Annotated in this window: 25 protein-coding genes; 2 read left to right on the top strand and 23 right to left on the bottom strand. The window is 70.7% G+C overall.

Going from position 1 to position 23,760, the window contains the following annotated elements; translation table 11 throughout:
- From VKT83_02195 to VKT83_02140, 12 genes are all read right to left on the bottom strand, one after another.
- Window positions 1-495, bottom strand: a complete 495-nt coding sequence (locus tag VKT83_02195; GenBank protein HLY21254.1) for an NADH-quinone oxidoreductase subunit J — start codon at window positions 493-495, stop codon at window positions 1-3.
- Window positions 492-1,472, bottom strand: a complete 981-nt coding sequence (nuoH, locus tag VKT83_02190; GenBank protein HLY21253.1) for an NADH-quinone oxidoreductase subunit NuoH — start codon at window positions 1,470-1,472, stop codon at window positions 492-494. The genes VKT83_02195 and nuoH overlap by 4 nt, the downstream gene beginning before the upstream one ends.
- Window positions 1,473-1,486: 14 nt before the next feature.
- Window positions 1,487-1,792: an NADH-quinone oxidoreductase subunit A gene (locus tag VKT83_02185; protein ID HLY21252.1), complete on the bottom strand. Its 306-nt coding sequence runs from the start codon at window positions 1,790-1,792 to the stop codon at window positions 1,487-1,489.
- Between the two features lie 188 nt (window positions 1,793-1,980).
- Window positions 1,981-3,471, bottom strand: a complete 1,491-nt coding sequence (locus VKT83_02180) for a gluconeogenesis factor YvcK family protein (protein HLY21251.1) — start codon at window positions 3,469-3,471, stop codon at window positions 1,981-1,983.
- Window positions 3,468-4,370, bottom strand: coding sequence for an RNase adapter RapZ (rapZ, locus tag VKT83_02175; GenBank protein ID HLY21250.1), 903 nt, complete (start codon window positions 4,368-4,370; stop codon window positions 3,468-3,470). Before rapZ ends, VKT83_02180 begins: the two co-directional genes overlap by 4 nt.
- The gene (locus tag VKT83_02170) at window positions 4,367-4,708 is read right to left on the bottom strand and encodes a phage holin family protein (protein ID HLY21249.1); all 342 of its coding nucleotides are present in this window, start codon (window positions 4,706-4,708) and stop codon (window positions 4,367-4,369) included. The genes rapZ and VKT83_02170 overlap by 4 nt, the downstream gene beginning before the upstream one ends.
- A 48-nt stretch (window positions 4,709-4,756) precedes the next feature.
- Window positions 4,757-5,623 carry a succinate--CoA ligase subunit alpha gene (gene sucD, locus VKT83_02165; protein HLY21248.1) on the bottom strand — a complete coding sequence of 289 codons (867 nt, stop codon included), beginning with the start codon at window positions 5,621-5,623 and terminating at the stop codon, window positions 4,757-4,759.
- Window positions 5,623-6,768 carry an ADP-forming succinate--CoA ligase subunit beta gene (gene sucC / locus VKT83_02160; GenBank protein ID HLY21247.1) on the bottom strand — a complete coding sequence of 382 codons (1,146 nt, stop codon included), beginning with the start codon at window positions 6,766-6,768 and terminating at the stop codon, window positions 5,623-5,625. The genes sucD and sucC overlap by 1 nt, the downstream gene beginning before the upstream one ends.
- 22 nt (window positions 6,769-6,790) lie before the next feature.
- The gene (gene mdh / locus VKT83_02155; GenBank protein ID HLY21246.1) at window positions 6,791-7,729 is read right to left on the bottom strand and encodes a malate dehydrogenase; all 939 of its coding nucleotides are present in this window, start codon (window positions 7,727-7,729) and stop codon (window positions 6,791-6,793) included.
- Window positions 7,730-7,774: 45 nt separating this feature from the next.
- Entirely contained in the window at window positions 7,775-8,533 is a 759-nt protein-coding gene (locus VKT83_02150) for a succinate dehydrogenase/fumarate reductase iron-sulfur subunit (protein HLY21245.1), read from the bottom strand.
- A gap of 51 nt (window positions 8,534-8,584) precedes the next feature.
- Window positions 8,585-10,324: an FAD-binding protein gene (locus tag VKT83_02145; GenBank protein HLY21244.1), complete on the bottom strand. Its 1,740-nt coding sequence runs from the start codon at window positions 10,322-10,324 to the stop codon at window positions 8,585-8,587.
- A gap of 39 nt (window positions 10,325-10,363) precedes the next feature.
- Window positions 10,364-11,092, bottom strand: a complete 729-nt coding sequence (locus tag VKT83_02140; GenBank protein ID HLY21243.1) for a succinate dehydrogenase — start codon at window positions 11,090-11,092, stop codon at window positions 10,364-10,366.
- A gap of 143 nt (window positions 11,093-11,235) precedes the next feature.
- On the opposite strand from VKT83_02140, the gene VKT83_02135 reads away from it, so the two are divergent.
- Both VKT83_02135 and VKT83_02130 read left to right on the top strand, forming a co-directional pair.
- Window positions 11,236-12,093, top strand: coding sequence for a hypothetical protein (locus VKT83_02135; protein HLY21242.1), 858 nt, complete (start codon window positions 11,236-11,238; stop codon window positions 12,091-12,093).
- 40 nt (window positions 12,094-12,133) lie between these two features.
- Window positions 12,134-13,360: an NADP-dependent isocitrate dehydrogenase gene (locus VKT83_02130; GenBank protein HLY21241.1), complete on the top strand. Its 1,227-nt coding sequence runs from the start codon at window positions 12,134-12,136 to the stop codon at window positions 13,358-13,360.
- Window positions 13,361-13,391: 31 nt separating this feature from the next.
- On the opposite strand, the gene VKT83_02125 is transcribed toward VKT83_02130, so the two are convergent.
- From VKT83_02125 to hisZ, 11 genes are all read right to left on the bottom strand, one after another.
- On the bottom strand, window positions 13,392-13,952 hold the full coding sequence (locus VKT83_02125; GenBank protein ID HLY21240.1) for a cob(I)yrinic acid a,c-diamide adenosyltransferase: 561 nt from the start codon (window positions 13,950-13,952) through the stop codon (window positions 13,392-13,394).
- A complete protein-coding gene (locus VKT83_02120) occupies window positions 13,949-16,003 on the bottom strand; it encodes a S9 family peptidase (protein ID HLY21239.1) in 2,055 nt (684 codons plus the stop codon). Before VKT83_02120 ends, VKT83_02125 begins: the two co-directional genes overlap by 4 nt.
- Window positions 16,004-16,073: 70 nt before the next feature.
- The gene (locus VKT83_02115) at window positions 16,074-16,808 is read right to left on the bottom strand and encodes a metallophosphoesterase family protein (protein HLY21238.1); all 735 of its coding nucleotides are present in this window, start codon (window positions 16,806-16,808) and stop codon (window positions 16,074-16,076) included.
- A 14-nt stretch (window positions 16,809-16,822) separates the two neighbouring features.
- Window positions 16,823-17,479 (bottom strand): bifunctional phosphoribosyl-AMP cyclohydrolase/phosphoribosyl-ATP diphosphatase HisIE, encoded by a 657-nt coding sequence (hisIE, locus tag VKT83_02110; GenBank protein ID HLY21237.1) that lies wholly within the window; start codon window positions 17,477-17,479, stop codon window positions 16,823-16,825.
- Window positions 17,476-18,309 carry an imidazole glycerol phosphate synthase subunit HisF gene (gene hisF / locus VKT83_02105; protein HLY21236.1) on the bottom strand — a complete coding sequence of 278 codons (834 nt, stop codon included), beginning with the start codon at window positions 18,307-18,309 and terminating at the stop codon, window positions 17,476-17,478. The genes hisIE and hisF overlap by 4 nt, the downstream gene beginning before the upstream one ends.
- Window positions 18,306-19,046 (bottom strand): 1-(5-phosphoribosyl)-5-[(5-phosphoribosylamino)methylideneamino]imidazole-4-carboxamide isomerase, encoded by a 741-nt coding sequence (hisA, locus tag VKT83_02100; protein HLY21235.1) that lies wholly within the window; start codon window positions 19,044-19,046, stop codon window positions 18,306-18,308. Before hisA ends, hisF begins: the two co-directional genes overlap by 4 nt.
- Window positions 19,024-19,650 (bottom strand): imidazole glycerol phosphate synthase subunit HisH, encoded by a 627-nt coding sequence (gene hisH / locus VKT83_02095; GenBank protein ID HLY21234.1) that lies wholly within the window; start codon window positions 19,648-19,650, stop codon window positions 19,024-19,026. The genes hisA and hisH overlap by 23 nt, the downstream gene beginning before the upstream one ends.
- The gene (hisB, locus tag VKT83_02090) at window positions 19,647-20,237 is read right to left on the bottom strand and encodes an imidazoleglycerol-phosphate dehydratase HisB (protein ID HLY21233.1); all 591 of its coding nucleotides are present in this window, start codon (window positions 20,235-20,237) and stop codon (window positions 19,647-19,649) included. Before hisB ends, hisH begins: the two co-directional genes overlap by 4 nt.
- Complete coding sequence (hisD, locus tag VKT83_02085; protein HLY21232.1) at window positions 20,234-21,544, bottom strand: histidinol dehydrogenase; 1,311 nt, start codon at window positions 21,542-21,544, stop codon at window positions 20,234-20,236. Before hisD ends, hisB begins: the two co-directional genes overlap by 4 nt.
- Before the next feature lie 14 nt (window positions 21,545-21,558).
- On the bottom strand, window positions 21,559-22,248 hold the full coding sequence (hisG, locus tag VKT83_02080; protein HLY21231.1) for an ATP phosphoribosyltransferase: 690 nt from the start codon (window positions 22,246-22,248) through the stop codon (window positions 21,559-21,561).
- On the bottom strand, window positions 22,245-23,540 hold the full coding sequence (hisZ, locus tag VKT83_02075) for an ATP phosphoribosyltransferase regulatory subunit (GenBank protein HLY21230.1): 1,296 nt from the start codon (window positions 23,538-23,540) through the stop codon (window positions 22,245-22,247). Before hisZ ends, hisG begins: the two co-directional genes overlap by 4 nt.
- Window positions 23,541-23,760 lie beyond the last annotated feature (220 nt).

The following is a 23,760-nucleotide window of genomic DNA, read 5'->3' as shown; positions in this document are numbered from 1 at the left end:
TCAGTCTTCCCGCCGCGCGATCAGGATCGCGCCCATGAGGGAGATCAGCAGCACGACCGAGGTGCCTTCGAACACCAGGATGTTCTGACGAAGGAAGCTCTGGCCGATCGCCCCCGGCGTGTACGGCGGCAGCGTGCCGCTGCCCGCGGTCCACCCGGTGCGGGTGGCGACGACGATGAGCAGCGCGGCCATGGCCGCCGCGACCGCCGTGCCCACGACCGCCTGCTCGTTGCGCTGGCGGCTGCCGAGGCCGGTGCCGCCTTCGGTCAGCATGATCGCGAACAGAATCAGCACGGTGATGGCGCCGGCGTAGATCAGCACCTGGATGCCGGCCACGAACTCCGCGTTCAATAGAATGTACAGGCCCGTGGCGCCGAGGAACGCCGGCACGAGCGCCGCCGCGCTGTGGACCATGTTCTTGCTCGTGACGACGACCAGGCCTGAACCGAGCGTGACGGCCGCGAGCACGTAGAAGGCGATCGCCTCGCCGCTCACCGGTGGACTACCACCGCGAAGAACGCCGTCACGACGAGGTTCAGGACGGACACCGGGATCAGGATCTTCCACGAGAAGTTGAGCATCTGATCGATCCGGAAGCGCGGGTACGTCCACCGCACCCACATGAAGACGAAGATCAGCGCGTACAGCTTGATCACGAACCACAGCACCGGCGGCAGCACCGGCCCGCGCCAGCCGCCGAGGAACAGCGTCACGGCCATCGCCGCCATCGCAAACATCTCGCCGTATTCCCCCAGCTGGAAGAGCGCGAAGCGCATGCCGCTGTATTCGGAGAAGTAGCCGGCGACCAGTTCGCTCTCCGCCTCGACCAGGTCGAACGGCACCCGGTTGACCTCGGCCGTCGCCGCGACGAGGAAGATCAGAAACGCCACCGGCTGCGTCACGATGTACCACAGCCGCGCCTGCCCGTTGACGATCGTCACGGTGGACAGCGACCCCGCCATCAGCGCAACCGTGACGAGCGCCAGCCCGATCGGGATCTCGTATGTGACCATCTGCGCCGCGGAACGCATCCCCCCGAGCAGCGCGTATTTGTTGTTGGATCCCCACCCCGCCATGAGGATGCCGACCACGACGAGGGACGAAGTGGCCGCGAAGTACAGCACGCCGATGTTGAGGTCGCGGAAGATCAGCGGGCCGGAGCGCGTCGTGCCGAACGGGATGACCACGTAGTCCAGGAGTGCCGCGAGCGGCACGACGATGACGGCGCTGGCGAAGATCAGCCGGTCGGCGCGGCTCGGGACGATGTTCTCCTTCTGGAGGAGTTTGATCGTGTCGGCCACCGTCTGGAGCAGGCCCTGCGGGCCGACGTGTTTGGGCCCGAGGCGGCTCTGCATCCACGCGCTGATCTTGCGCTCGAGCAGCACGCCGAACATCACCGCGATGAACGCGACCGCGGAGAAGATGATGATCGTGCCGACGATTGCGCGGAGGACGTCCCAGATCCAGCCCATCGGCCCGGCGGCTCCTACGTCCACTCCAGGGCGCCGCGGCGCCACGCGTAGGCGAGCCCGAGCACCAGGATCACGAGGAACACCAGCATCTCCCAAAACGCGGCGGCGCCGAGGCTGCGCGCCACGACGGCCCACGGATACAGGTAGATGATCTCGACGTCGAAGACGACGAAGACGAGCGAGAACAGGTAGTACCGCACGTGAAACTGCGACCAGGCCTGCCCGATCGTCGGCACGCCGGACTCATAGGTCTCGAACTTCTGCGGATAGTCGCTGCGCGGTGAGATCAGCCAGATGATCAGGAGAGGGAGCGAGACCATCCCCGCACCGACCAGCGCGAAGATGGCGACGTAGCCCCAGTCGAGCAGCATCGTCGTCCCCCCTTAGAGCCCCAGTGCGGCAGTGGACGCGTGGCGCGGCCGTCAGAATGGTGCACACCGTGCGGCACGTGGCTGATGGTAGTATCCGGCGTGGAAGCGTGTCAACCCTGCAATGCCGTCTCCGGAATTTACAGCGACGCGACCGTGCGGCGCAGCTCGGGCGACACGGTGGACAACAGGCGCAGCAGCACCGCGGTGACCTTGCGCGCGTCGTGCCGGACCAGCCCGTCCTCGGCCAGCAGGTCTTCCGCCACGCAGCGGCAGCCGAGCGCTTCGACCGCCGCGGCGTCGGCCTCCACCGGCTCGGCCTGTTCCTGCGCGTACCGCGCGAGCAGCTCGGGACTGCGCGGCCGCCGCGTGTTGACGACGACGTGGTCGAAGAGGCCCCGGCCTCCCTCGTCCAGCAGCACGCGGACGTGCTCGGAGGCTTTGAAGCCGCGGGTCTCTCCATGCTGCGTCATCACGTTGCAGACGTACACCTTGAGCGCCGGCGAGCGCCGGATCGCCTGGACCACGCCTTCCACGAGGAGGTTGGGCAGCAGGCTCGTGTAGAGGCTGCCGGGCCCGATCACGATCATGTCGGCGTCGGCGATCGCCTCGAGCACATCCGCGAGCGGCGGCACCGACGCCGGCTTGAGGTAGACCCGGCGGACCGTCCGCCCGGCCTTCGTGATCGCCGACTCCCCTTCGACGATGCTCCCGTCTTCGAACTCGGCGCAGAGCGTGACGTCGTGAAGCGTCGTCGGCAGCACCCGCCCGCGGATGGCCAGCACCTTGCCGCTCTCTTTGACCGCGGTCTCGAGGTCGCCGGCCACCTGCGACATGCTGGCGATGAACAGGTTGCCGAAGCTGTGGCCGTCGAGATCGCCGCCCTTGAAGCGGTACTCGAAGAGCTGCGTCATCAGCGGCTCCGCCTCGGCCAGGGCCACGAGGCAGTTCCGGATGTCGCCGGGCGGCAGGATGCCCTGCTCGCGGCGCAGCCGGCCGGAGGAGCCGCCGTCGTCGAAGACGGTCACCACCGCCGTGATGTTCGTCGAGACTCTTTTGAGACCGCGCAGCAGCGTGCCGAGACCGGTCCCGCCGCCGAGCGCCACGATCTTGGGCCCCCGCTGCAGCGCGCGCTGTTGGACGAGCAGCTCGACGAGGCGCGGATCTCCCCGCGGCAGGAAGACATCCACGATCGAGCGGATCGTGGCCTGCAGCCCGTACGCGATCATGGCCAGGCCGGCCAGGAGCAGCGCGAAACCCCCCATCACCGGCGACAGCACGTGTCCGGTCACGGCGTACGCGACGTCGACCGCGCGGATGATGGCCAGCTCCAGGACGCCGAGCAGCTTGACGTCGACGATCAGCGCCACGCCGGTGCTGACCAGCAGCACGCCGACGGCGATCAAGAGAATCCAGCGCTTGACGCCGAGGCCGGGCTCGAGCCAGCGGATCCAGTGGCGGACCGCGCTGCGCACGCGCGCGGCCGCCTCGCTTCCCGCCTGCGAGGGACGGCCCCGCGGGAGGCGCTCCGCCGGGGTTCCCTCCCCGTTGAGGCCGGGCCGCCCCGCGGAGTCGGGGCCGGGCCGCCCCGCGGAGTCGGGGCCGGGCCGTCCCGCGGAGTCGGGACTCATTCTTTCCGCACGTCGCGGTGCTTCAGGCGCACCGTGTAGCCGAGCGTGCGGATGAACCGCGCCAGGTCCTCGCTGATGACGACCGACCGATGTTTTCCGCCCGTGCACCCGATCGCGATCGTCAGGTGCGACTTGCCCTCGGCCGTGTACCGCGGCAGGAGGTAGCCGAGCATGTCGTGGAGGCGCCGCTGGAACTCGCGCGTGTCGTCGGAGCGCAGCACGTACTCCCGCACCTCAGGGCTGCTGCCGGGCAGCGCGCGCAGCGTCTCGACGTAGTGCGGGTTCGGCAGGAAGCGCACGTCGAAGACCAGATCGGCGTCGATCGGGATGCCGTACTTGTACCCGAACGACGTGACGCCGACGGTCAGGGTCCGCTGGGCGTTGGTCCGCACGAACGCTTCCGCCAGTTCCTCGCGCAGCTCGCGCGCCGTGAGCGCACTCGTATCGATCACCTTGTGCGCTCGTTCCTTCAGCGGCTGCAGGCGGCGCCGCTCGCTGCGGATCCCGTCGAGGACGCTGCCGCCGAGCGGATGCTTGCGCCGCGTCTCCTCGAACCGCCGCACCAGCACCTCGTCGGAGGCGTCGAGGAACAGGATCTGCGCCCGGATGCCCATGCCGGCGAGCGCCTGGAGCGCCGCGTCGAGCGAGTTGAAGAACTCGCCGCCCCGGACGTCCATCACGAGCGCGACCCGCCGGATGCGCCCCTGCGACTCGCGGACGATTTCCGCGAATTTCGTCACGAGCGCCGGGGGCAGGTTGTCGACGCAGAAAAAGCCGAGGTCCTCGAGCGCGTGCGTGGCCTGGGACTTGCCGGCGCCGCTCAGACCGGTGACGATCAGGAACTCGATGTCGTCCGTCGCCGGCGGCCTGGGACCGGGCGCGGCCTGCAGCGACTTCACGCGTCCGCCACCAGGTGGGACAGGACGAAGCTGATGACGCTCAGGACGATGGCGCCGACAAACGCCGCGAGCGCGCTCTGCAGCACGAGCTGGTGGGTCGCGACCGCGACGAGGTAGAGCATGAAGGCGTTGACGACGAACGTGAACAGGCCGAGCGTCAGGATGTTGAGCGGCAGGGTCAACAGCAGGATCACCGGCCGCAGCACCGCGTTGACGACGCCGAGCACCAGCGCCGCCAGCACGGCCCCGCCGAAGCTGGTGACCCGGACGCCGGGCACGACCAGCGTCGTCAGATACAGCGCCACGGCGTTGATCAGCCAGCGGATTAGAAATGCCATCTACCCTCTATTATACCAGGACCGGCGCCCGCGGCCCCGCGGGGCGGGCTAGAGCCGGGTGCGCACCAGCGCGGGAACCTGGCTCACGAGCGGCGCCACGGCGACACCCGCGGCTTCGAGCGCCGCGACCTTGTGCTCCGCGGTCCCCTCCGTGCCGGAGATCACGGCGCCCGCGTGTCCCATGCGTTTCCCGGGCGGGGCGGTGCGGCCGGCGATGTACGAGACCACCGGCTTCTTGAGCGACCGCGCGATGTAGCGCGCCGCGTCCTCCTCGGCGCTGCCGCCGATCTCTCCGATCAGGACGACGGCCTTGGTGTCGGGGTCGGCGCCGAACCACTCCAGCGCCTCGACGAACGACGTGCCCACGACCGGATCGCCGCCGAGCCCGACGGCCGTGGACTGTCCGAGCCCGGCGCGGGTCAGCCCGGCCACGACCTCGTAGGTCAACGTGCCGCTGCGCGAAACGACGCCGACCGGTCCCGGCGTAAACAGATGCCACGGCATGATGCCGACGCGGCACTGGCCGGCGGTCGTGACGCCGGGCCCGTTGGGCCCGAGCAGGCGCACGCCCTGCCGGCGGGCGTAGGCGACGGCTTCGATGGCATCGTGCACCGGCATGCCTTCTGTGATCATGACGACCGGGTCGAGATGCGCCGCGATTGCCTCCAGGGCCGCCTCGCGCGCGAACCGCGCAGGCACGAAGATCACGCAGGCGTTGGCGCCGGTCTCGCGCGCCGCCTCTTCCACCGTATCGAACACCGGAACGTCGTGGACCCGCGTCCCGCCCTTGCCGGGCGTGACGCCGGCGACGACGGCCGTGCCGGCGTCGAGGCTCTGCTTGGCGTGGAACGCCCCCTGGTAGCCGGTGATCCCCTGGACGAGCAGCCGGGTCTGCCGGCCGACGAGGACCGCCATCAGCGCGGCCCTCCCTTGGCGGCCGAGCCGGACGCACCGCCGGCGCCTTTCGCGAGCGCCACCGCGGCGCGGGCGCCCTCCTCCGGGTCGATGCCGGCCGTGATGCCGGCCGTTTTCAGAATCTCGCGCGCCTCCACCTCGTTCGTCCCGGTCAGCCGGATGCTCGCCGGCACGCGCGGCGGGCGCTTCACGATGCCGCGCGCGATGTCGTCGCAGCGGGTGATCCCGCCGAAGATGTTGATGAACAGCGCGCGCACGCCGGGCTTGCGCTGGACGAGCTCGATCGCCGTCTGCATGCCCTCTTCGCTCGCGCCGCCGCCGACGTCGAGAAAGTTGGCCGCCCGGCCGCCGAAGTGCGCGAGGAGGTCGAGCGTGCTCATGACGAGCCCCGCGCCGTTGCCGATCACCGCGATGTCGCCCTCGAGCTCGACGTAGGCCAGGCCGTGCTCGCGCGCCTCGCGCTCGAGGGGCGTCATCTCCTCGGACGGCGGAAGATCGCGGTGCCGGTAGGCCGCGTTGTCGTCGAGCACGAGCTTAGCGTCCACGCAGAGGAGGTGGCCGCCGACGCGGGCGAGCGGATTGATCTCCGCGAGGTCGGCGTCCTCGTCCCAGTACAGCCGGTAGAGAATCGCGGCGATGCGGGTGAACTCCTCGAGCAGCGTCCCGCTGAAGCCCAGGCGCCGGCCGAGGCCGCGCGCGACGAAGGACGGCACGCCGAGACACGGATCGACGTCGAGCCGCGCGATCTTCTCCGGCGATTCCCGGGCGACGGTCTCGATCTCGACGCCGCCGGCCGCCGATGCGATGCCGGCGACCCGGCGGGCCGCGCGGTCAGTGACGAACGCGAGATAGTACTCCGCCTCGATATCCGCGGCGGGGACGACGAGGACGCGCCCGACGCGCTCGCCCTTGATGTCCATCCCGAGGATGGCCCGCGCGTGCGCCTCCGCCTCGGCCGGGGTCTTGGCCAGCTTGACGCCGCCCGCTTTGCCGCGGCCGCCGACCAGCACCTGCGCCTTCACGACCACGGGATATTGGATCGACAGACCGCGCACGGCGTCGGGGCGGTCGATCACGGTGCCGGTCTGAACGGGCAGGCCGTAGCGGGCGAAGACCTCTTTGGCCTGGTACTCGTGCAGTTTCATGCCGGAGGCCGCCGACTGCGCGCTACAGCTTGAGCAGCGCGACGTTTTCGCGGATGCTCGCCACCGCGGCGTCGAAGGCCGTGCGCTCGTCGCCCGACAGCGGCGCTTCGAGGATACGCTCGATGCCCGCGGCCCCGAGCACGACCGGCGTGCCGACGTAGAGGTCGCGCACGCCGTACTGCCCCGTGAGATACGCGGAGACCGGCAGCACGCGCTTGCGGTCGAGCAGGATCGCCTCGATCATCTGCGTGATCGCCGCGCCGGGCGCGAAAAATGCGCTGCCGGTCTTCAACAAATTGACGATCTCGGCGCCGCCCTTGCGCGTACGCTCCACGAGCGCCGCGATCCGGTCGGCCGGCAGCCATTTGGCGAGCGGCAGCCCGCCGATCGTGGCCTGGCTCGCCAGCGGGACCATGTGCGTATCGCTGTGGGCCCCGACGACCATCGCCGAGACGTCCAGCACGGAAACGCCGGCGGCCTCGGCGATGAACGTCCGGAACCGAGTGCCGTCGAGCGCGCCGCTCTGCCCCATCACGCGCTCCGGGGCAAACCCGCTGACCTTGTAGGCGAGATAGACCATCGCGTCCAGCGGGTTCGTCACGACGATGAGGCAGGCGCCCGGCGACCGCTTCGTGACTTCCTGGGTCACGTTGCGGACGATCCCGGCGTTCACGTTGAGAAGATCTTCGCGGCTCATGCCGGGCTTCCGCGCCACGCCGGCGACGATGACCACGACGTCGGAGCCCTCGGTCTCGTCGTACCGGTTGGTCCCGATGACGCGCAGGTCGAAGCCCTCGATCGGACCGGCCTCGTTGAGATCGAGGGCCTTGCCCTGGGGCATGCCCTCGATCACGTCGACGAGCACCACGTCGGCCAGCCGCCGGGAGACGATCCACTGGGCGGCGGAATGTCCGACGTTGCCGGCGCCGACGATGGAGACTTTCGCGCGGGTGCGTGCCACCTGAGACTCCCCTTTCACGGCGCGGCGGGAGCCGCGCCCTGCGCGCTACGTGCCGCGCGGTTCCTTCCGGCCGCCGAAGCGGCGGAGCAGCGCGCGCCACGGATCGAAGTGATCGTCCGCGACGCGCTCCTTCAGCGGGATGATCGCGTTGTCCGTGATGTGGATGCCTTCCGGACAGACGTCCTCGCAGCATTTCGTGATGTTGCAGTAGCCGATGCCGCCCTTGCCCTTGAGGAGGTCGGCGCGGCTCAGGGTGTCCTTCGGGTGCATCTCCATCGCCGCGATGCGGACCATGAACCGCGGCCCGTAGTAGCGGTCGGTCCCGTTGTGCTCGCGCAGCACGTGGCAGACGTCCTGGCAGAGGAAGCACTCGATGCACTTCCGGAACTCGAAGAGCCGCTCCACGTCCACCGGCGCCATCCGCCACGGCGGGGCGCCCGGAGCTTCCGGCGCCGGCGTGAAGGGCGGGATCTCCTTGTTCACACGGTAGTTCCAGGAGACGTTTGTGACGAGATCCTTCAAGAGCGGAAACACCTTGATCGGCCGGACCGTGATCGACGCGCCGTGGAACTCGTCGACGCGGGTCTTGCACATGAGGCGCGGCTTGCCGTTGATCTCGGCGCTGCACGAGCCACACTTGGCCGCCTTGCAGTTCCACCGGCACGCCAGCGTCCCGTCGTGATGCGCCTGGATGTAGTGGATCGCGTCGAGGACGACCATGCCCTCCATCGGCGGCACGGCGTACTCCTTGAGGTCGCCGCCGTTCGCGTCGCCCCGGAACACGTGGAAGATCTGATCGGCCATCTCGCCCCCGCTCCTACCGCCGGCCGACTTCGCGGCCCGGCACCCATGTAATTAACGCACCGTCTTGACGACCGTCTGGCCCTGCACGAGCCGCGCCAGTTCGGACGGCATCTGCGGCACCGGCCGCGTGCGAACGGCCATGCGGCCGTTCTCCTGCGCGATGATGATGTTCTTGCGGCCCCACTCCGGGTTCTGATCGGGGAAATCGAGCCGCCAGTGGGAGCCACGGCTCTCCGCGCGCTCGATCGCGGCTCGGAAGATCGCCTCGGCGAGCGTGAGCATGAACAGCACGTCGCGGCACTCGTGCCAGCCCGGGTTGAAGAGCATCGATCCCGTGGCATGCATGCGCTTCGCCCGTTCCTGGAGCGCAAGCAGCTTCTCGAGGCCCTGACGCAGGCCGTCGCCGGTGCGCGCGATGCCCGCGTGTTCCGCCATGATCGCCTGCAGGCTCTCGTGAATCCCGTACGGGTTCTCCGTCCCGTCGCTCTCGAACGGACGCCGGAGCAGGCGCCGCTCCTCATCCGCCTGCGCGTCGTCGATGCGCGGCGTACCCGTGACCCCCTTGACGTACTGCGCGGCGTGCTCGCCGGCGCGCTTGCCGAACACGATGAGGTCGCTCAGCGAGTTGCCGCCGAGCCGGTTCGCGCCGTGGAGTCCCGCCTCCACCTCGCCGGCGGCAAAGAGTCCCGGCACGGTCGTCACGCCGGTTCCGGGCTCGACCCGCACGCCGCCCATGACGTAGTGGATCGTCGGGGCGACCTCCATCGGCGCCTTGGTGATGTCGATGTCGGCGAGTTTGTGGAACTGATCGTACATGCTCGGGAGCTTCTTCTTGATGTTCTCGGCGCCGAGATGCGTGATGTCGAGCCAGGCGCCGCCGTGCGGCGTGCCGCGGCCGGCCTGGACCTCCTTGTAAATCGACCGCGCCACCACGTCGCGGCTGCTGAGGTCCTTCTTCACGGGGTCGTAGCGCTCCATGAAGCGCTCGCCCTCGGAGTTGCGGAGGATCCCGCCCTCGCCCCGGACGGCCTCGGTGACGAGAATGCCGCGGACGCCGGGCGGCCAGACCATGCCGGTCGGATGGAACTGGACCATCTCCATGTCCATGAGCTCCGCGCCGGCCTCGTACGCCATCGCGCAGCCGTCGCCCGTGGACTCCCACGAGTTGCTGGTCACCTTGTACAGCTTGCCCCAGCCGCCGGTGGCGAGCACGACCGCCTTGGCACGAAAGACGACGAACCGGCCGGTCTCGCGCACGTACCCAAACGCGCCCGCGATCCGGTCCCCGTCTTTCAGCAGGCGGGTGAGCGTCACTTCCATGTGCACGTCGATGCCGCAGTGGATCGCCTTTTCCTGAAGCGTGCGGATCATCTCGAGGCCGGTGCGGTCGCCGACGTGGCACAGCCGCCGGTAGGTATGCGCGCCGAACGGCCGTTGCAGAATACGGCCGTCCGGCGTCCGGTCGAACAGGCCGCCCCAGTGCTCCAACTCGTAGACCCGGTCGGGCGCCTCGCGGGCGAAGATCTCCACCATGCGGTAGTCGTTGATCATCTGGCCGCCGCGCATGGTGTCGGCGAAGTGCACTTCCCAGTTGTCCGCGGGGTCCAGGTTGCCGAGCGCCGCGGCGATGCCGCCCTCGGCCATCACGGTGTGCGCCTTGCCGAGCAGGGACTTGCAGACGAGCCCGACGGAGGCCCCGCCCTCGGCCGCGGCGATCGCCGCGCGCAGTCCGGCGCCGCCCGCGCCGACGATCACGACGTCGTATTCGTGCGAGTCGTACCAGTCAGCCACGAGACCGTCTCCCTCTCACCGTTCCCGCCCGTGCGCCGATCAAAAGAGCCGCGGGTCGGTGATCACCCCGGCGCCCAGCAGTCTGACGAACACGTCGGCGAGGCCGACCGAGAACAGACTCATCCACGCCCACGCGGCGTGATAGGCCGTCAGCCGGCTCACGCCCGACCGCAGGCGCGCGCGCAGCAGTCCGCCCCGCGCGCACGAGAAGCAGTCGAGATTGCCGCCGACGAGATGGCGGAACGCGTGGCAGCCGAAGGTATAGCCGGACAATAGAATCACGTTCGCGAGGAACAGCAGCGAGCCGAAATGAACCGCGAAGCCGCCGTTCGGAAAGAACGTGTCGATCGCGTCCTTCCAGAGGAAGATCAGCACGATGATCGCCACGTACAGGAAGTACCGGTGGAAGTTGCTGAGGATGAACGGGAACCGCGTCTCGCCGGTGTAGCCGCCGCGGCGCTCCGGGACCATGCACGACACCGGATCGAGGAAGTACGAGCGGTAGTAGGCTTTGCGGTAGTAATAGCACGTGGCGCGAAAGCCGAGCGGCGCCCACAGCACCCAGAACGCCGGCGAGATCGGAATGCCGCTGATCTTGACCGGCGGGGAATAGAATGGCGACAGGTAGGGCGCCACGTAGCCGTGGCCCTGCAGCGCCACCCAGATCGAGTAGATGCCGAACGCCGTCAGCACCGCGACCGTGGCGGCGGGCTGCAGCCACCAGGGGATCACAGGAGCAGACGAACCGTGCACCGCCTGATCGCTCATGGGAACCTTCCGGGTTGGTCGACTGGGCGATCCAAGTACGCTGTCTTCGGATTTCGGGTCATACGAAGGGGTTTCCTTCCCCGCGGCATAGTATACGCGCGGGCGCTGCTCGGCGCGTCGCGACGTCCCCGCGGAGGCCGGCGTTGAACGTCAGCAACATCCTCTGGATTTTCGTTCTCATCTCGTTCATTCAGCCGATCCTGCTGCGCCAGTGGCAGCAGATGGCGCGCCTGCGCGCGCTGCAGGCGCTCGAGCGCGCGCGCGGCACCCGCGCGATCGCGCTGATCCACCGCCAGGAGACGATCAGCCTGCTCGGCATCCCGCTCGCGCGCTACATCGACATCCAGGACTCCGAGGACCTGCTGCGCGCGATCCGCCTCACGCCGCCCGATCTGCCGATCGACATGATCCTCCACACCCCGGGCGGCCTCGTGCTCGCGGCCGAGCAGATCGCCCGGGCGCTGAAGAGCCACGGCGGCCGCGTCACCGTGTTCGTACCGCACTACGCGATGTCCGGCGGCACGCTGATCGCGCTCGCGGCCGACGAGATCGTCATGGACGCGCACGCCGTGCTGGGCCCCGTCGACCCGCAGTTGGGCCAGTACCCCGCCGCTTCCATCGTCGACGTCGTGGCGCGCAAGCCGATCGAGCGGGTGGACGACGACACGCTGATTCTCGCCGACGTCGCGAAGAAAGCGCTGCGCCAGGTCCACGCCGCGGTCGTCGAGCTCGCGGGCCGCCGCATCCCGGCCGAGCAGGCCAACGCGCTGGCGGACCAGCTCGCCACCGGGCAGTGGACGCACGACTACCCGATCACGGTCGACGAAGCGAGAACGCTCGGCTTCACCGTCTCCACCGAGATGCCGCGCGCCGTCTATGACCTGATGGAACTGTATCCGCAGGCCGGGAACCGGCGGCCGTCCGTACAGTACGTGCCGCTGCCGTACCGCGGGCCGGCCGCACCGGCGGCGCCGCTGCCGCGCGGCGGCGAACGAAGGTAGACGGCGCCCGGCGCGTCGCGGCAGGCCGAAAGGAGCCCGGATGGCGAAAATCAAGGTGAAGCGACCCATCGTCGAGATGGACGGCGACGAGATGACGCGGATCATATGGCACTGGATCCGCGAGCGGCTCATCCTGCCGTACCTCGACGTCGACCTCAAGTACTACGACCTCTCGATCCAGCGGCGCGACGAGACCGACGACCGGATCACGGTCGAGGCCGCGCACGCCGTCCGCGAGCACGGCGTCGGCGTGAAGTGCGCCACGATCACGCCGGACGAGGCGCGCGTCAAGGAGTTTTCCCTGAAGCAGATGTGGCGCAGCCCGAACGGCACGATCCGCAACATCCTCGACGGCACGATCTTCCGCGAGCCGATCATCTGCCGCAACGTGCCGCGCATCGTCCCGCACTGGGACAAACCGGTCGTGGTCGCCCGCCACGGATTCGGCGACCAGTACCGGGCGCAGGACTTCCGGTTTCCCGGGCCCGGCACGCTGACCGTCAGCTACACGCCGTCGGACGGCGGGACGCCGATCTCGCGGGAGATCATCACGGCCGACGGCCCGGGCGTTGTCCTCGGCATGTTCAACCTCGACAGCTCGATCCGGGGGTTCGCCCGCGCCTGCTTCAACTACGGCCTCGGCCGCAAATACCCGGTGTACCTCTCCACCAAGAACACGATCCTCAAGGCGTACGACGGACGCTTCAAGGATCTCTTCCAGGAGATCTACGACGCCGAGTTCCGCGCGAAGTTCGACGCCGCGGGACTCACATACGAGCATCGCCTGATCGACGACATGGTGGCCGCCAGCCTCAAGTGGACCGGCGGGTACCTCTGGGCGTGCAAGAATTACGACGGCGACGTGCAGTCCGACACGGTGGCGCAGGGCTACGGGTCGCTCGGCCTCATGACGTCGGTGCTGGCCTCGCCGGACGGCAAGGCGGTCGAGTCGGAGGCCGCGCACGGCACCGTCACGCGCCACTACCGCCTGCACCAGCAGGGCAAACCGACGTCGACGAATCCGATCGCGTCGATCTACGCCTGGACCCGCGGGCTGCAGTACCGCGGCAAGATGGACGAGACGCCCGCGGTGGTGGATTTCGCGCTCGCGCTCGAGCGCGTGTGCGTCGAGACGGTCGAGAGCGGGAAGATGACGAAAGACCTCGCGGTGCTCATCGGGCCGAAGGAGCCGTTTCTGACCACCGAGGCCTTCATGGACGAGGTCGACCGCGCGCTCACGCGCCGCCTGGGAGCCGGAGCGGGCTGACGCCGCGCGGAGGGACGCCGCGCCGCCCGAATCAGCGCGTCTGCCGCCACTCCACGTCCGGACGTCCGGCGGCGTGGTTCGCCGCCCGCGCCAGGACAAACAGCAGGTCCGACAACCGGTTCATAAACTTGAGCAGCTCCGGGTTCACCGGCTCGCGCGCGGCGAGCGCCACGATCTCACGCTCGGCGCGGCGGGCGACGGTGCGGGCGAGGTGCAATGCCGCGGCGGCGGGGGTGCCGCCCGGAAGAATGAACGCGCGCAGCGGCGGGAGCGTGTCCTCGCGGCGGTCGATCTCACGCTCGAGCGCGTCCACCCAGGCGGCGGTCACGTGGCTGGCGTGCGCGCTCGTCCCGGCCGCGGCGGCGGGAGGCGTCGCCAGCTCCGAGCCGAGGTCAAAGAGATAGTGCTGAAGTTGTTCGACGACCGGCGCGATCGAGTCCGGCGGCCCCGCCGCCCGCGCGAGGCCGAGCACGGCGTTCAACTCGTCGACCGACCCGTAGGCGCAGACCCGCGGATCGTTCTTCGGGACACGCCGGCCCCCAAACAGGGCGGTATCGCCCGCGTCTCCCGTCTTCGTGTAGATGCGCGTCACGTGTCGGCGGCCGCGCCCGCGCGCCGCGCGCCGGCCGGGAGCGCCGGCGTCTCGCCTCCCGGCGGCGCGAGGTAGCGCCGGAACCACGCCACGATGTGGCGGAGCCGTTCCAATCGGTGACGCGGCTGGCCGTTGCGCGAGAGGTCGTGGCTCTCGTTGGGGAACCGCACGAAGAGCGTCGGCACGCCCTGCTTCTTGAGGGCGATAAACAACTGCTCGCCCTGCTCGATCGGGCACCGGTGGTCCTGCTCGCTGTGGAGGATGAGCAGCGGCGTCCGCATCTGGCGAACGTACGTGATCGGCGACCGCTCAAGGTAGAACTGCGGGGCTTCCCACGGATCGCCCGGATATTCCCACATCCCCTTCATGTACGCGAGGTCGGACGTGCCCCACTGGCTGTAGGCGTTGCTGATGCTGCGCATCGTGACGCCGGCCCGGAACCGCCTGGTGTGGCCGACGATCCAGTTGGTCATGAAGCCGCCGTAGCTGCCGCCAGCGACGCCGAGCCGCTCGGGATCGATCCAGGAATGCGCGGCCAGCACGTGGTCGAGCCCGCGCATCAGGTCCTCGTAATCCTTGCCTCCCCAATCGTGCCGCGTCGCCGCGGTAAAGCGCTGTCCGTACCCCTGACTGCCGCGGGGATTGAGGTAGACGACGCCGTACCCTTCGGCGGCCAGCACCTGGAATTCATGGAAGAACGCGTTGCCGTAGGCGGCATGCGGCCCCCCGTGGATCTCCAGCACGCAGGGCGCCTTCGGACCGTGGACCGGATTGGTGGGGCGCATCACCCACCCTTCCACCGTCCAGCCGTCCACGCTCTCGAATTGGAACCGCTCGGGCCGCGCGAGCGCGAGCGGCCGCAGCGCGGGTCCGGTGAGGTCGGTCAGGCGGCGCATCTCGCCGCCGAGGTCGAAGACCGCGACCTCGCCCGGCGTCGCCGGATCGCTCTCGACGCAGGCGACCCGCTTCGTGGCGCCGTCGAGCGAGCAGCCGATCAGCTCGTGGTTCCCGCGCGTCTCGAGGCGGATCGCACGATCGGCTGCCGGCGCCGCGGCGATCGACGCGATCTGCGTGCTGCCGCCGTCGGCCACCATGAACACAAGACGGCCGCCGTCGCGGCTCCACGTCAGCCCGCCGGAGGCCGGGTGGACCCGCGAATCGGTCGTAATGTGGTGCCCCACGCTGCGGTCCTCCTGCGCGGTCAGGCAGACCGGCTCCCCCCCGGCGGCGGGCACCGTCCACACGCCCCAGTTCGTCGCGCCCCAACACGCGTCGTCGTGACCGACATAGGCGATCGTGCGGCCGTCGGGGGACCAGGCCGGGGCCGAGGCGGGGCCGGCGCTCTTGGTGAGCGGGCGCGGCGACCCGCCGTCGATGGGGACGACCCAGATATCGCTCGTGTTGCTGAGATCGGCGTCGGGCGAGGCGTTGCCGGCGTAGGCCAGCAGCGCGCCGTCGGGCGACCACGCGGGGGTGAGGTGATCGTACTCCCCGCCGGTGACCTGCCGGGCGGGCCCGCCGTCGGCGGAGACGACGAAGATCTGTTTCCAGCGGCCGTCCCAGAAGCCCTCGCCGTCCTGCTTGTAGCGAAGCCGCGCGATGACCTTGACATCGGAGTCGCCGGGCTCGGAGGCGCCACCTCGCGGGCGGGCCGGCTCCGGCTTCCCGACGAAGGCGATCCACCGCCCGTCGGGCGACCAGACCGGGTCGGCCGGCGACAGCTTGCCCGCGGTGAGGGCGCGCGCCTCGCCGCCGCCGACCGGAATGACCCACACCTGCTTGTCGCCGCCGCGATCGGACAGGAACACCAGGCGCGTCCCGTCCGGCGACCAGCGCGGCGCGGTGTCCTTGGCCGGCGCTGTGGTCAGCTGGCGCGGCGCGCCGCCCGCGGCCGGGACGAGCCATACGCTGATCCGGTAGGTGTTCGCGTCGCGGTCCGCGCGCATCACCGTGAACGCCACCTGCGCGCCGTCCGGCGACAGCCGCGGATCGTCGAGCACCGGAATAGCCGTCAGGTCGTCGATCGTCATGCGCCGTGCCGGCTGGCTCACACGTATCCCTCCGCTCGGGAATCCGCCCCGCGTTCCGCTTCGGCGGTCCGGAAAGTGCTCCCTCCGCTGTCTACGTCCCCGCGGCGAGGCGGCGCGACAGCAGCGGCGGCAATCCGCGCGCGGTCATCTTGGCCTGCGTCGCCGCGATCGGATAGTCGACGCGATGCAGCGTGACACCCGGGACCCCGTCGTCGAAGATGAGATAGGCTGCGCGGGGGTCGCCGTCGCGCGGCTGTCCGACGCTGCCGCCGTTAATGATGTAGCGGGAGGTACCGGATAGCCGCACCACATCGTCCGCCCGGAGATCCTGCGCCCTGATGTGGCCGTCTTTGCCGCGCACGAACACAACCGGAAGGTGCGTATGCCCGACCAGGCACACGCGGAAGTCGGTCTCGGCGAACACCGCAAGCGCGGTCGGCAGATCGAGAATGTACTCCTCCACGGGCTCGCGGGGGCTGCCGTGCACGGCGACAAACGCCGGTGTCTCGAATCGATCGGGCAGCGCGGCGAGGAACGCGCGGTTCTCCTCGGTCAGCTCACGCGCGGTCCATTCGATGGCCGCGCGCGCGAGCGGTGAGAACGCGGCGGGGTCGAGGCCGCCGACCGCGCCGCGGTCGTGGTTGCCGGCAATGGCGGCCGCCCCGAGGCGGCGAACCCGGTCGACGCAGGCGTTGGGATCGGGGCCGTAGCCGACCACGTCGCCGAGACAAAGATAGGCGTCCGGCGAGCGGCGGGCCGCGTCCGCGAGCACCGCCTCCAGCGCCTCGATGTTGGCATGGACATCGGAGAAGACCGCGTAGCGCACCCGCGCTCCGTTTCTCAGCGCCTCCGCCGGGCCAGTTCCGCGAAGACTTCCGATGGACTGATGCCCTGGTACACGAGCAGAGCGAGCGAGTGGAACCAGAGATCGGCGGCTTCTTCCACGAGCCGGCCGGGGGTCTCCTTGCGGGCGGCCCGCGTCACCTCGGCGGCCTCTTCCATGACTTTCTCATTCAGGCGCGCCAGGCCTTCCGCGAACAGCCCGGCTGTGTAGGACCCGGCCGCGGGCGCCCGGCGGCGCTCGGCGAGGACGGCGGCGAGTTCCGTCAGAATCTCCGGGCCGGCCGGCCGCGCGGCCTGGGCCTGCGCGCCGCCCTCCTCCACGAGCCGCCCGTCCGGCGCCACGTTTCTATAGAAACACGACCGATGGCCGGTGTGGCAGGCCGCGCCGGTTTGCTCAACCTTCAATAGAATAGCGTCTCCGTCGCAGTCCCCTCGTACTTCCAGGACGCGCTGCGTGTGGCCCGAGGTCTCGCCCTTCCGCCACAACTGCCGGCGGCTGCGGCTCCAATACCAGGCCTGGCCGGTGGCGAGCGTGCGCTCGAGCGCTTCGCGCGTCATGTGCGCCACCATCAGCACCTCGCCGGTGCCGGCGTCCTGCGCCACCACCGTCACCAGCCCGGCGGCGTCGTACCTGATCGTATCGGCATCGCTCATCCGCTGGACTCCCCGCCCGCCGGCCGATCCGCGTCCGGCCGCCCTGAAGTTGACGCCGGCCGGACGGGAATGCCCGCGGCCGCCATGGCGGCCTTCACCGCCGTGATGCTGTAGGTGCGATAGTGAAACACCGACGCGGCCAGGACCGCGTCCGCGTCGGCGACCGCAACCGCTTCGACGAAGTGGCGGGGCACGCCGGCGCCGCCGGAGGCGATCACCGGAATCCGGACGGCGCGCGTCACCGCCCGGACCAGTTCGAGGTCGAAGCCGTCCTCGCGGCCGTCCTGGTCCATGCTCGTCAACAAAATCTCACCGGCGCCGAGCCGGGCGGCGCGCTGCGCCCATTCCACCGCGTCCACGCCCGCCGGCCGACGGCCGCCGTGCGTGAAGACCTCCCACCTGACGGCGCCCGCCGGTCCGGCCGCCGTGCGCTTCGCGTCGATCGCGACCACGATGCACTGGCTGCCGAACTGTTCGGCGCCTTCGCGGATCAGATCGGGACGCCGCACCGCGGCGGTGTTCACCCCGACCTTGTCCGCGCCGGCGCGCAGCATGCGGCGGAGATCGTCCGCCGTGGAGAGCCCGCCCCCGACGGTGAACGGAATCGTCAACACCTCCGCGGTCCGCCGGACGACGTCTTCCATGATGCCGCGGCCCTCGTGGCTCGCCGTGATGTCGAGGAAGACGACCTCGTCGGCACCTTCGCGGTCGTAGACGGCGGCCAGCTCGACGGGGTCGCCGGCGTCGCGCAGGTTGACGAAGCGCGTGCCCTTCACCACGCGGCCGTCCTTCACGTCGAGGCAGGCGACGACGCGCCGGGCCAGCATCAGGTGCCCTCCGGACCGACGGCCGCCGCCGCAAGCAGGTCCTCCAGCCGCACGCCGCCTTCGTAGAGGGCGCGGCCGACGATCGCCCCTTCGAGTCCCGCCGGCTCGAGCCGCCGGAGACGCCGCACGTCGTCGGCCGACGACACCCCACCGGCCACGATCACGGGGACGCCCGCCGCGGCGAGCAAGTCCCCGAGCGGCGCGAGATCCGGCCCCCCGAGCATGCCGTCGCGGCGCGTGTCGGTGTAGACGATCCTCCGCACGCCCGCCTCGACCACCCGGACGGCCGCCTCGAGCGCGGTCAGCGCGGTCTCCGCCGTCCATCCCTCCGTGACCACGCGGCCGTCGCGGGCGTCGACGGCCGCGGCGATGCGCTCTCCGAACCGCGCGCACGCGGCGCGCAGCAGATCCGGCGCGCTCACCGCGGCGGTGCCGAGAATCACGCGGGCCGCGCCGGCGTCGAGCAGGCGCTCGATCGTCTCGAGATCGCGCACGCCGCCGCCCACCTGCACCGGCACGCCGGCGGCCGCGAGGATCCGGCCGACCGCGTCCGAGTTGCCGGGCCGGCCGCCGAAGGCGCCGTCGAGATCCACGACGTGCAGCCACGTCGCGCCCGCCGCCGTCCAGCGCCGCGCCGCCGCCACCGGATCGTCGTCGTACACGCGCTCGCGGTGCCGCTCGCCCTGGATCAGACGCACGGCGCGCCCGCCGCGGATGTCAACCGCCGGCAGCACCAACACCGGCGGCCCACCGCGCGAAGTTGTTGAGGATCCGTTCGCCGATCTCCCCGGATTTCTCGGGGTGAAACTGCGTCGCCCAGACATTGCCGCGGCCCGCGACGGCCGCGATGTCGGCGCCGTAGGACGCCGTCGCCGCGACGAGCGCGGGATCCGACGGCGCGCAGTAATAGGAGTGCACGAAGTACACGTAGGCGCCGGACGGCACGCCCTCGAGCAGCGGCGAGGGCCGGTCGATCCGCAGCTGGTTCCAGCCCATGTGGGGGATCTTCACGGTCTCCGGCAGGCGCACGACACGGCCCGGCAGCACGCCGAGGCCGCGGTTCGATCCGCCTTCCACGCTCTCGTCGAACAGCAGCTGCATCCCGAGGCAGACGCCGAGAAACGGCCGGCCGGACCGCACGTAGGCGATGATCCGCTCGGCGAATCCCGACTCCCGCAGGCGCGCCATCGCCGGTCCGAACGCACCGTCGCCGGGAACGACCAGGGCCGCTGCCGTGTCCAGCACGCGCGGGTCGTCGGTCACCCGCACGTCGAGCCCCCGCCGGCGCAGGCCCATGCCGATGCTGTGCAGGTTGCCGGCGCCGTAGTCCGCGACCGCGATCACTCGAGGATGCCCTTCGTCGACGGCACGCCCTCGACGCGAGGATCGTGCTGCGTCGCGCGGTCGAGCGCGAGCGCCAGCGCCTTGAAGGCGGCCTCGATGATGTGATGGCCGTTCCGGCCGTGCAGCAGGATCACGTGCAGGGTGATCCCGGCGTTCATCGCGAACGCGCGGAAGAATTCCTCGGTGAGGTCCGTGTCGTAGGCGCCGAGGCGCTGGCGTGTCACGGGCACCGCGTAATGCAGGTACGGCCGGCCGCTGACGTCGACCACGGCGAGCACGAGCGCCTCGTCGAGCGGCGCGTGCGCGGAGGCGTACCGGAAGATCCCGGCGCCGGCCCCGACCGCGTCCTTGAACGCCCGGCCGAGCGCGATGCCCACGTCCTCGACGGTGTGATGCGCGTCGATCTCGAGGTCCCCCGACGCCGCGAGCGACAGGTCAAACCGGCCGTGCCGCGCGATCTGCTCGAGCATGTGGTCGAGGAACGGCACGCCGGTCGCGATCTCCGCGCGGCCGGTCCCGTCGAGGTCCAGGCGGACCTCGAGCTTCGTCTCCCCCGTCGCGCGCGACGCGCGGCCCACGCGGGTCACGCGTCGACCCCCCGCGCTGTGACGGCCAGGACGTGCGCGGGGAAGTCTTCGTACCGGCCGAGGCGCTCGACGACCGGCCGCACCGCGGCCAGCCCGCGCTCGTCGAGCCCGGCCACGGACGTCGCCTTGAGGTAACTCATCACCGTCACTCCCGAGGCGACCCGGGCAAATCCCGACGTCGGCAGCGCGGCGGGCACGCCGATCGCGTAGTTGCCGGCTGAGAACGGCGTGTCCTGACCGAGCAGCACCTCGCCGGCATGCCGGACCCGGCCGAGCGTCCCGAGCGGATCGCGGGTCGCGATCTGCAGGTGTTCGGGCGCGTAGAGGTTGACGAACGCGAGGGCCTCCTCCATCGACCGGGCGAGGATCGCACCGCCGTAATCGCGCGTCGCCGCCTCCGCGAATCCGCGGCGGCGCTCCGGCAGCTGCGCGAGGTACCGGGGCAGGCGCTCCTGCACGTCGTCGATCACCGCCGCCGACGGGGTGACGAGCAGCGCCGCGGAGTCCGTCCCGTGCTCCGCCTCGTTGAGGAGGTCGAGCGCCAGGCGGTCCGTATCCGCGCTCTCGTCGGCGAGGATCATCGACTCGGTCGGCCCGAGCACCGACAGGAGACGCACGCCCCGAGACTGGACGGCGATCTGCGCCGCGGTCACGTAGGGGTTGCCGGGGCCGCCGAGCAGCCGCACGCGCGGCAGCGTCGCGGTGCCGAACGCAAGCCCCGCGATCCCGGCGACGCCGTTGCAGCGGAAGACCTGCGGCACACCCAACAGATCCGCGGCGACGAGGATCGCCGGATCGACGGTCCCGTCCGCGCGGGGCGGAACGACGACCGCGATCTCCTCGACGCCGGCGACGACCGCCGGGGTCACGAGCGTCACAAGCGTCGATGGAAACGTTCCCTTCCCGCTCGGGACGTAGACGCCGGCGCCGTCGACCGCCGACCACTTCACGCCGGTGGTGATCCCCGGCTCGAGCTCATCGAGCGTGAGCCCCGGCGGCCGCAGGCGCTCGTTGTAGCGCCGCGTACGCTCGATCGACGCGCTGAGCGCGCTGCGCAGCCCGTCGTCGATCGCCTCGTGCGCCCGGCGCACCTCGTCGCGGGCCACCATCAGGCGCTCCGGCGCGAGCGTCACGCCATCGTACTGCGCGGTGTAGTCGACGATCGCGGCGTCGCCGCGCCGCTCGACATCGTCGATGATCGCGCCGACGTGCGCGACGCGCGCGGGGTCGAAAATCTCCGCGCTCGAGCGGCGCAGAATCCGCTGCAGACGCTCGGGGGATGCCTCGGCCAGCCGGACGACGTCCACGATTCTCCCTCCGTTCAGGCGGGCGGCGTGACGCCCCCGGCGGATGCCGGGGGCGCGACCGCGGCGCGCACGCGATCGATCACCGCGGCAACCGCGTCGGCGCGGCTGCGCAGGCTGATCCGGTTCACCACGAGGCGCGCCGTAGACTGGAACAATTCCGCGACCTCCACGAGTCCGTTCTCACGCAGCGTGCGCCCGCTCATCACGAGATCCATGATCCCGTCGGCCAGACCGACGAGCGGCGCCAGTTCGACGGTGCCGTTCATCGGGATGATCTCAACCGGCCGGCCCTGTCCCCAAAAGTGCCGCTCCGTGACGTGCGGATACTTGGTCGCGATGCGCAGCGGCGTGAGGCGCTCCCACGTCGCCGCGAGCCGTCCCGGGAAGGCGAGCACGCCGCGGCACGCCCCGAAGCCGAGGTCGACCAGTTCGTAGACGTCGCGGCCCTGCTCGAGCAGCACATCCTTCCCGGCGATCCCGAGATCGGCGGCGCCGTGCTCGACATAGGTCAGCAGATCGACCGGCTTGGCGATCAGGCACCGCATCCCGGGCTCGGCGCCCTCTACGATCAACCGGCGGCTCTCGCGCCACGCGTCGCCGTCGAGGTAGCCGGCCGCGTCGAGGATCCGCATCGCGCCGTCCAGCAGACGGCCGGACGGCACCGCGACGGTCACGAGCGCTTTTCGTTCAGGCCGAGGCGTCACGATGCGCCGCCGCGTGCGGCCGCGCCGCGGCCGCCCATCACGTCGGCGACCGGCACCGTCCGCTCGGGCGCGGCGCCCTCCCGGACCCGGGCCGTTCCCCGGCCGACGAGGATCGCACGCGCGACCCCCCGCTGCGCGGCGTCGGCCGCGACCTGCTCCCACGGCCGGCCGAGCACTTCCAGCGCGACCGCGAGTCCGCCGGCCCGCAGCGCCCGGGCGCACGCCGCAGCCTCGGCGCCGCAGCCCGCGTCCGCCGCCACCACCGCGTCCGGCACCCATGCCTGCGCCGCGCCGTCCGGCGCGCCGGCGATCTCCGCGGCCAGCACGCGCTCGATGCGGATCGCGAATCCCGTCGCCGGCAGCGGCATGCCGAAGCGTTCGAGCAGGCGATCGTACCTGCCGCCGCCCAGCAGCGGGGCGCCCAGGGTCGCGGTGTGCCCTTCGAAGACGATGCCGGTATAGTAGTCGAAATCACGAATGATGCTCAGGTCGATGGTCACCGCGTCGTCGACCCCGTGCGCCTCGAGCGCCTCCCCGAGGCGCTCGAGGTCGCGGACGACCTCCCGGCCTTCCCGCGTGTGCACGAGCCGCCGCGCCTCTTCGAGCGCGCCCGCGCCGCGGAGGGCCGGCAGCGCCATGAGCGCGTCGAGACGATCCGCCGGGGCGCGGTGGCGCTCGAGCAGATCCCGCAGGCCGACGAAGTCCTTTTGGTAGAGGAGCGCGCGCACGCCGACAGCGTCCTCCTCGGAAAGGTCGAGGCCCGCGAGGACGCCCTGCAGGAACCCGACATGCCCGAGGCTCACCGAGAAGCCCGGCGCCCCCGCGGCGCGCAGGGCGCCTACGGCGAGGGCCACGATCTCCGCGTCGGCGTCCACGTTCTGCGCCCCGATCAACTCGCATCCGGCCTGCGGAAACTCCCTGAGGCGCGCCGAGCCGGCCTCGCGTCCGCGGAAGACCCATCCGGCGTAGGCCACGCGCAGCGGCACCGGCTCTTCCCGCAGGCGGGTCGCGACGAGCCGCGCCACCGGCGTCGTCATCTCCGGCCGCAGCGCGAGCAGCTCGCCGCCCCGGTCCACGAGTTTGAACAGCCGGTCCGCGGCGTCGGCGCCCTCGCCGCGCACCAGCACGTCGAGGTACTCGATCGTCGGCGTGACGACCTCGCGGTAGCCCCAGCGCGCCGCCTCCGCGAGCACGCCGGCGGTCGCCGCCCTAAGGCGCGCCGCCTGCTGCGGCAGCCAGTCGCGGGTGCCGGACGGAATCAGTTGCCAGCGTTCGCGCGGGTCGCGCGGCATGCGTACTTTACCTCGATAAAGCGCTAGAGTGATGAAGCACCCGGCTATCCTAGCATGGGACGGCCGGCCCGTCAACCGGTTGTACTGGTCCAGTAGATCCGACTACACCAGCCTCCAAATTCATCGCTGAGCCGCCTGCCATTGAGCGAGGTACTCGTTCGGAGTGAGGTAACCGAGCGCCTGGTGCGGCCGGACGTTGTTGTAGGTCTCCTCCCAGCGC

The sequence above is a fragment of the bacterium genome (genome assembly GCA_035308905.1).
GTDB lineage: Bacteria > Sysuimicrobiota > Sysuimicrobiia > Sysuimicrobiales > Segetimicrobiaceae > DASSJF01.
This window is presented reverse-complemented; position numbering and strand designations above follow the sequence as displayed.

Coding starts and splice junctions, on each gene's coding strand:
- hisZ (HLY21230.1), bottom strand. CDS start 23,540: ATGCCGCGCGACCCGCGCGAACGCTGGCAACTGATTCCGTCCGGCACC.
- VKT83_02180 (HLY21251.1), bottom strand. CDS start 3,471: ATGAGTCCCGACTCCGCGGGACGGCCCGGCCCCGACTCCGCGGGGCGG.
- VKT83_02170 (HLY21249.1), bottom strand. CDS start 4,708: ATGGCATTTCTAATCCGCTGGCTGATCAACGCCGTGGCGCTGTATCTG.
- hisIE (HLY21237.1), bottom strand. CDS start 17,479: ATGAGCGATGCCGATACGATCAGGTACGACGCCGCCGGGCTGGTGACG.
- VKT83_02150 (HLY21245.1), bottom strand. CDS start 8,533: ATGGCCGATCAGATCTTCCACGTGTTCCGGGGCGACGCGAACGGCGGC.
- sucC (HLY21247.1), bottom strand. CDS start 6,768: ATGAAACTGCACGAGTACCAGGCCAAAGAGGTCTTCGCCCGCTACGGC.
- VKT83_02130 (HLY21241.1), top strand. CDS start 12,134: ATGGCGAAAATCAAGGTGAAGCGACCCATCGTCGAGATGGACGGCGAC.
- VKT83_02185 (HLY21252.1), bottom strand. CDS start 1,792: ATGGTCTCGCTCCCTCTCCTGATCATCTGGCTGATCTCACCGCGCAGC.
- nuoH (HLY21253.1), bottom strand. CDS start 1,472: ATGGGCTGGATCTGGGACGTCCTCCGCGCAATCGTCGGCACGATCATC.
- VKT83_02140 (HLY21243.1), bottom strand. CDS start 11,092: ATGAGCGATCAGGCGGTGCACGGTTCGTCTGCTCCTGTGATCCCCTGG.
- sucD (HLY21248.1), bottom strand. CDS start 5,623: ATGGCGGTCCTCGTCGGCCGGCAGACCCGGCTGCTCGTCCAGGGGATC.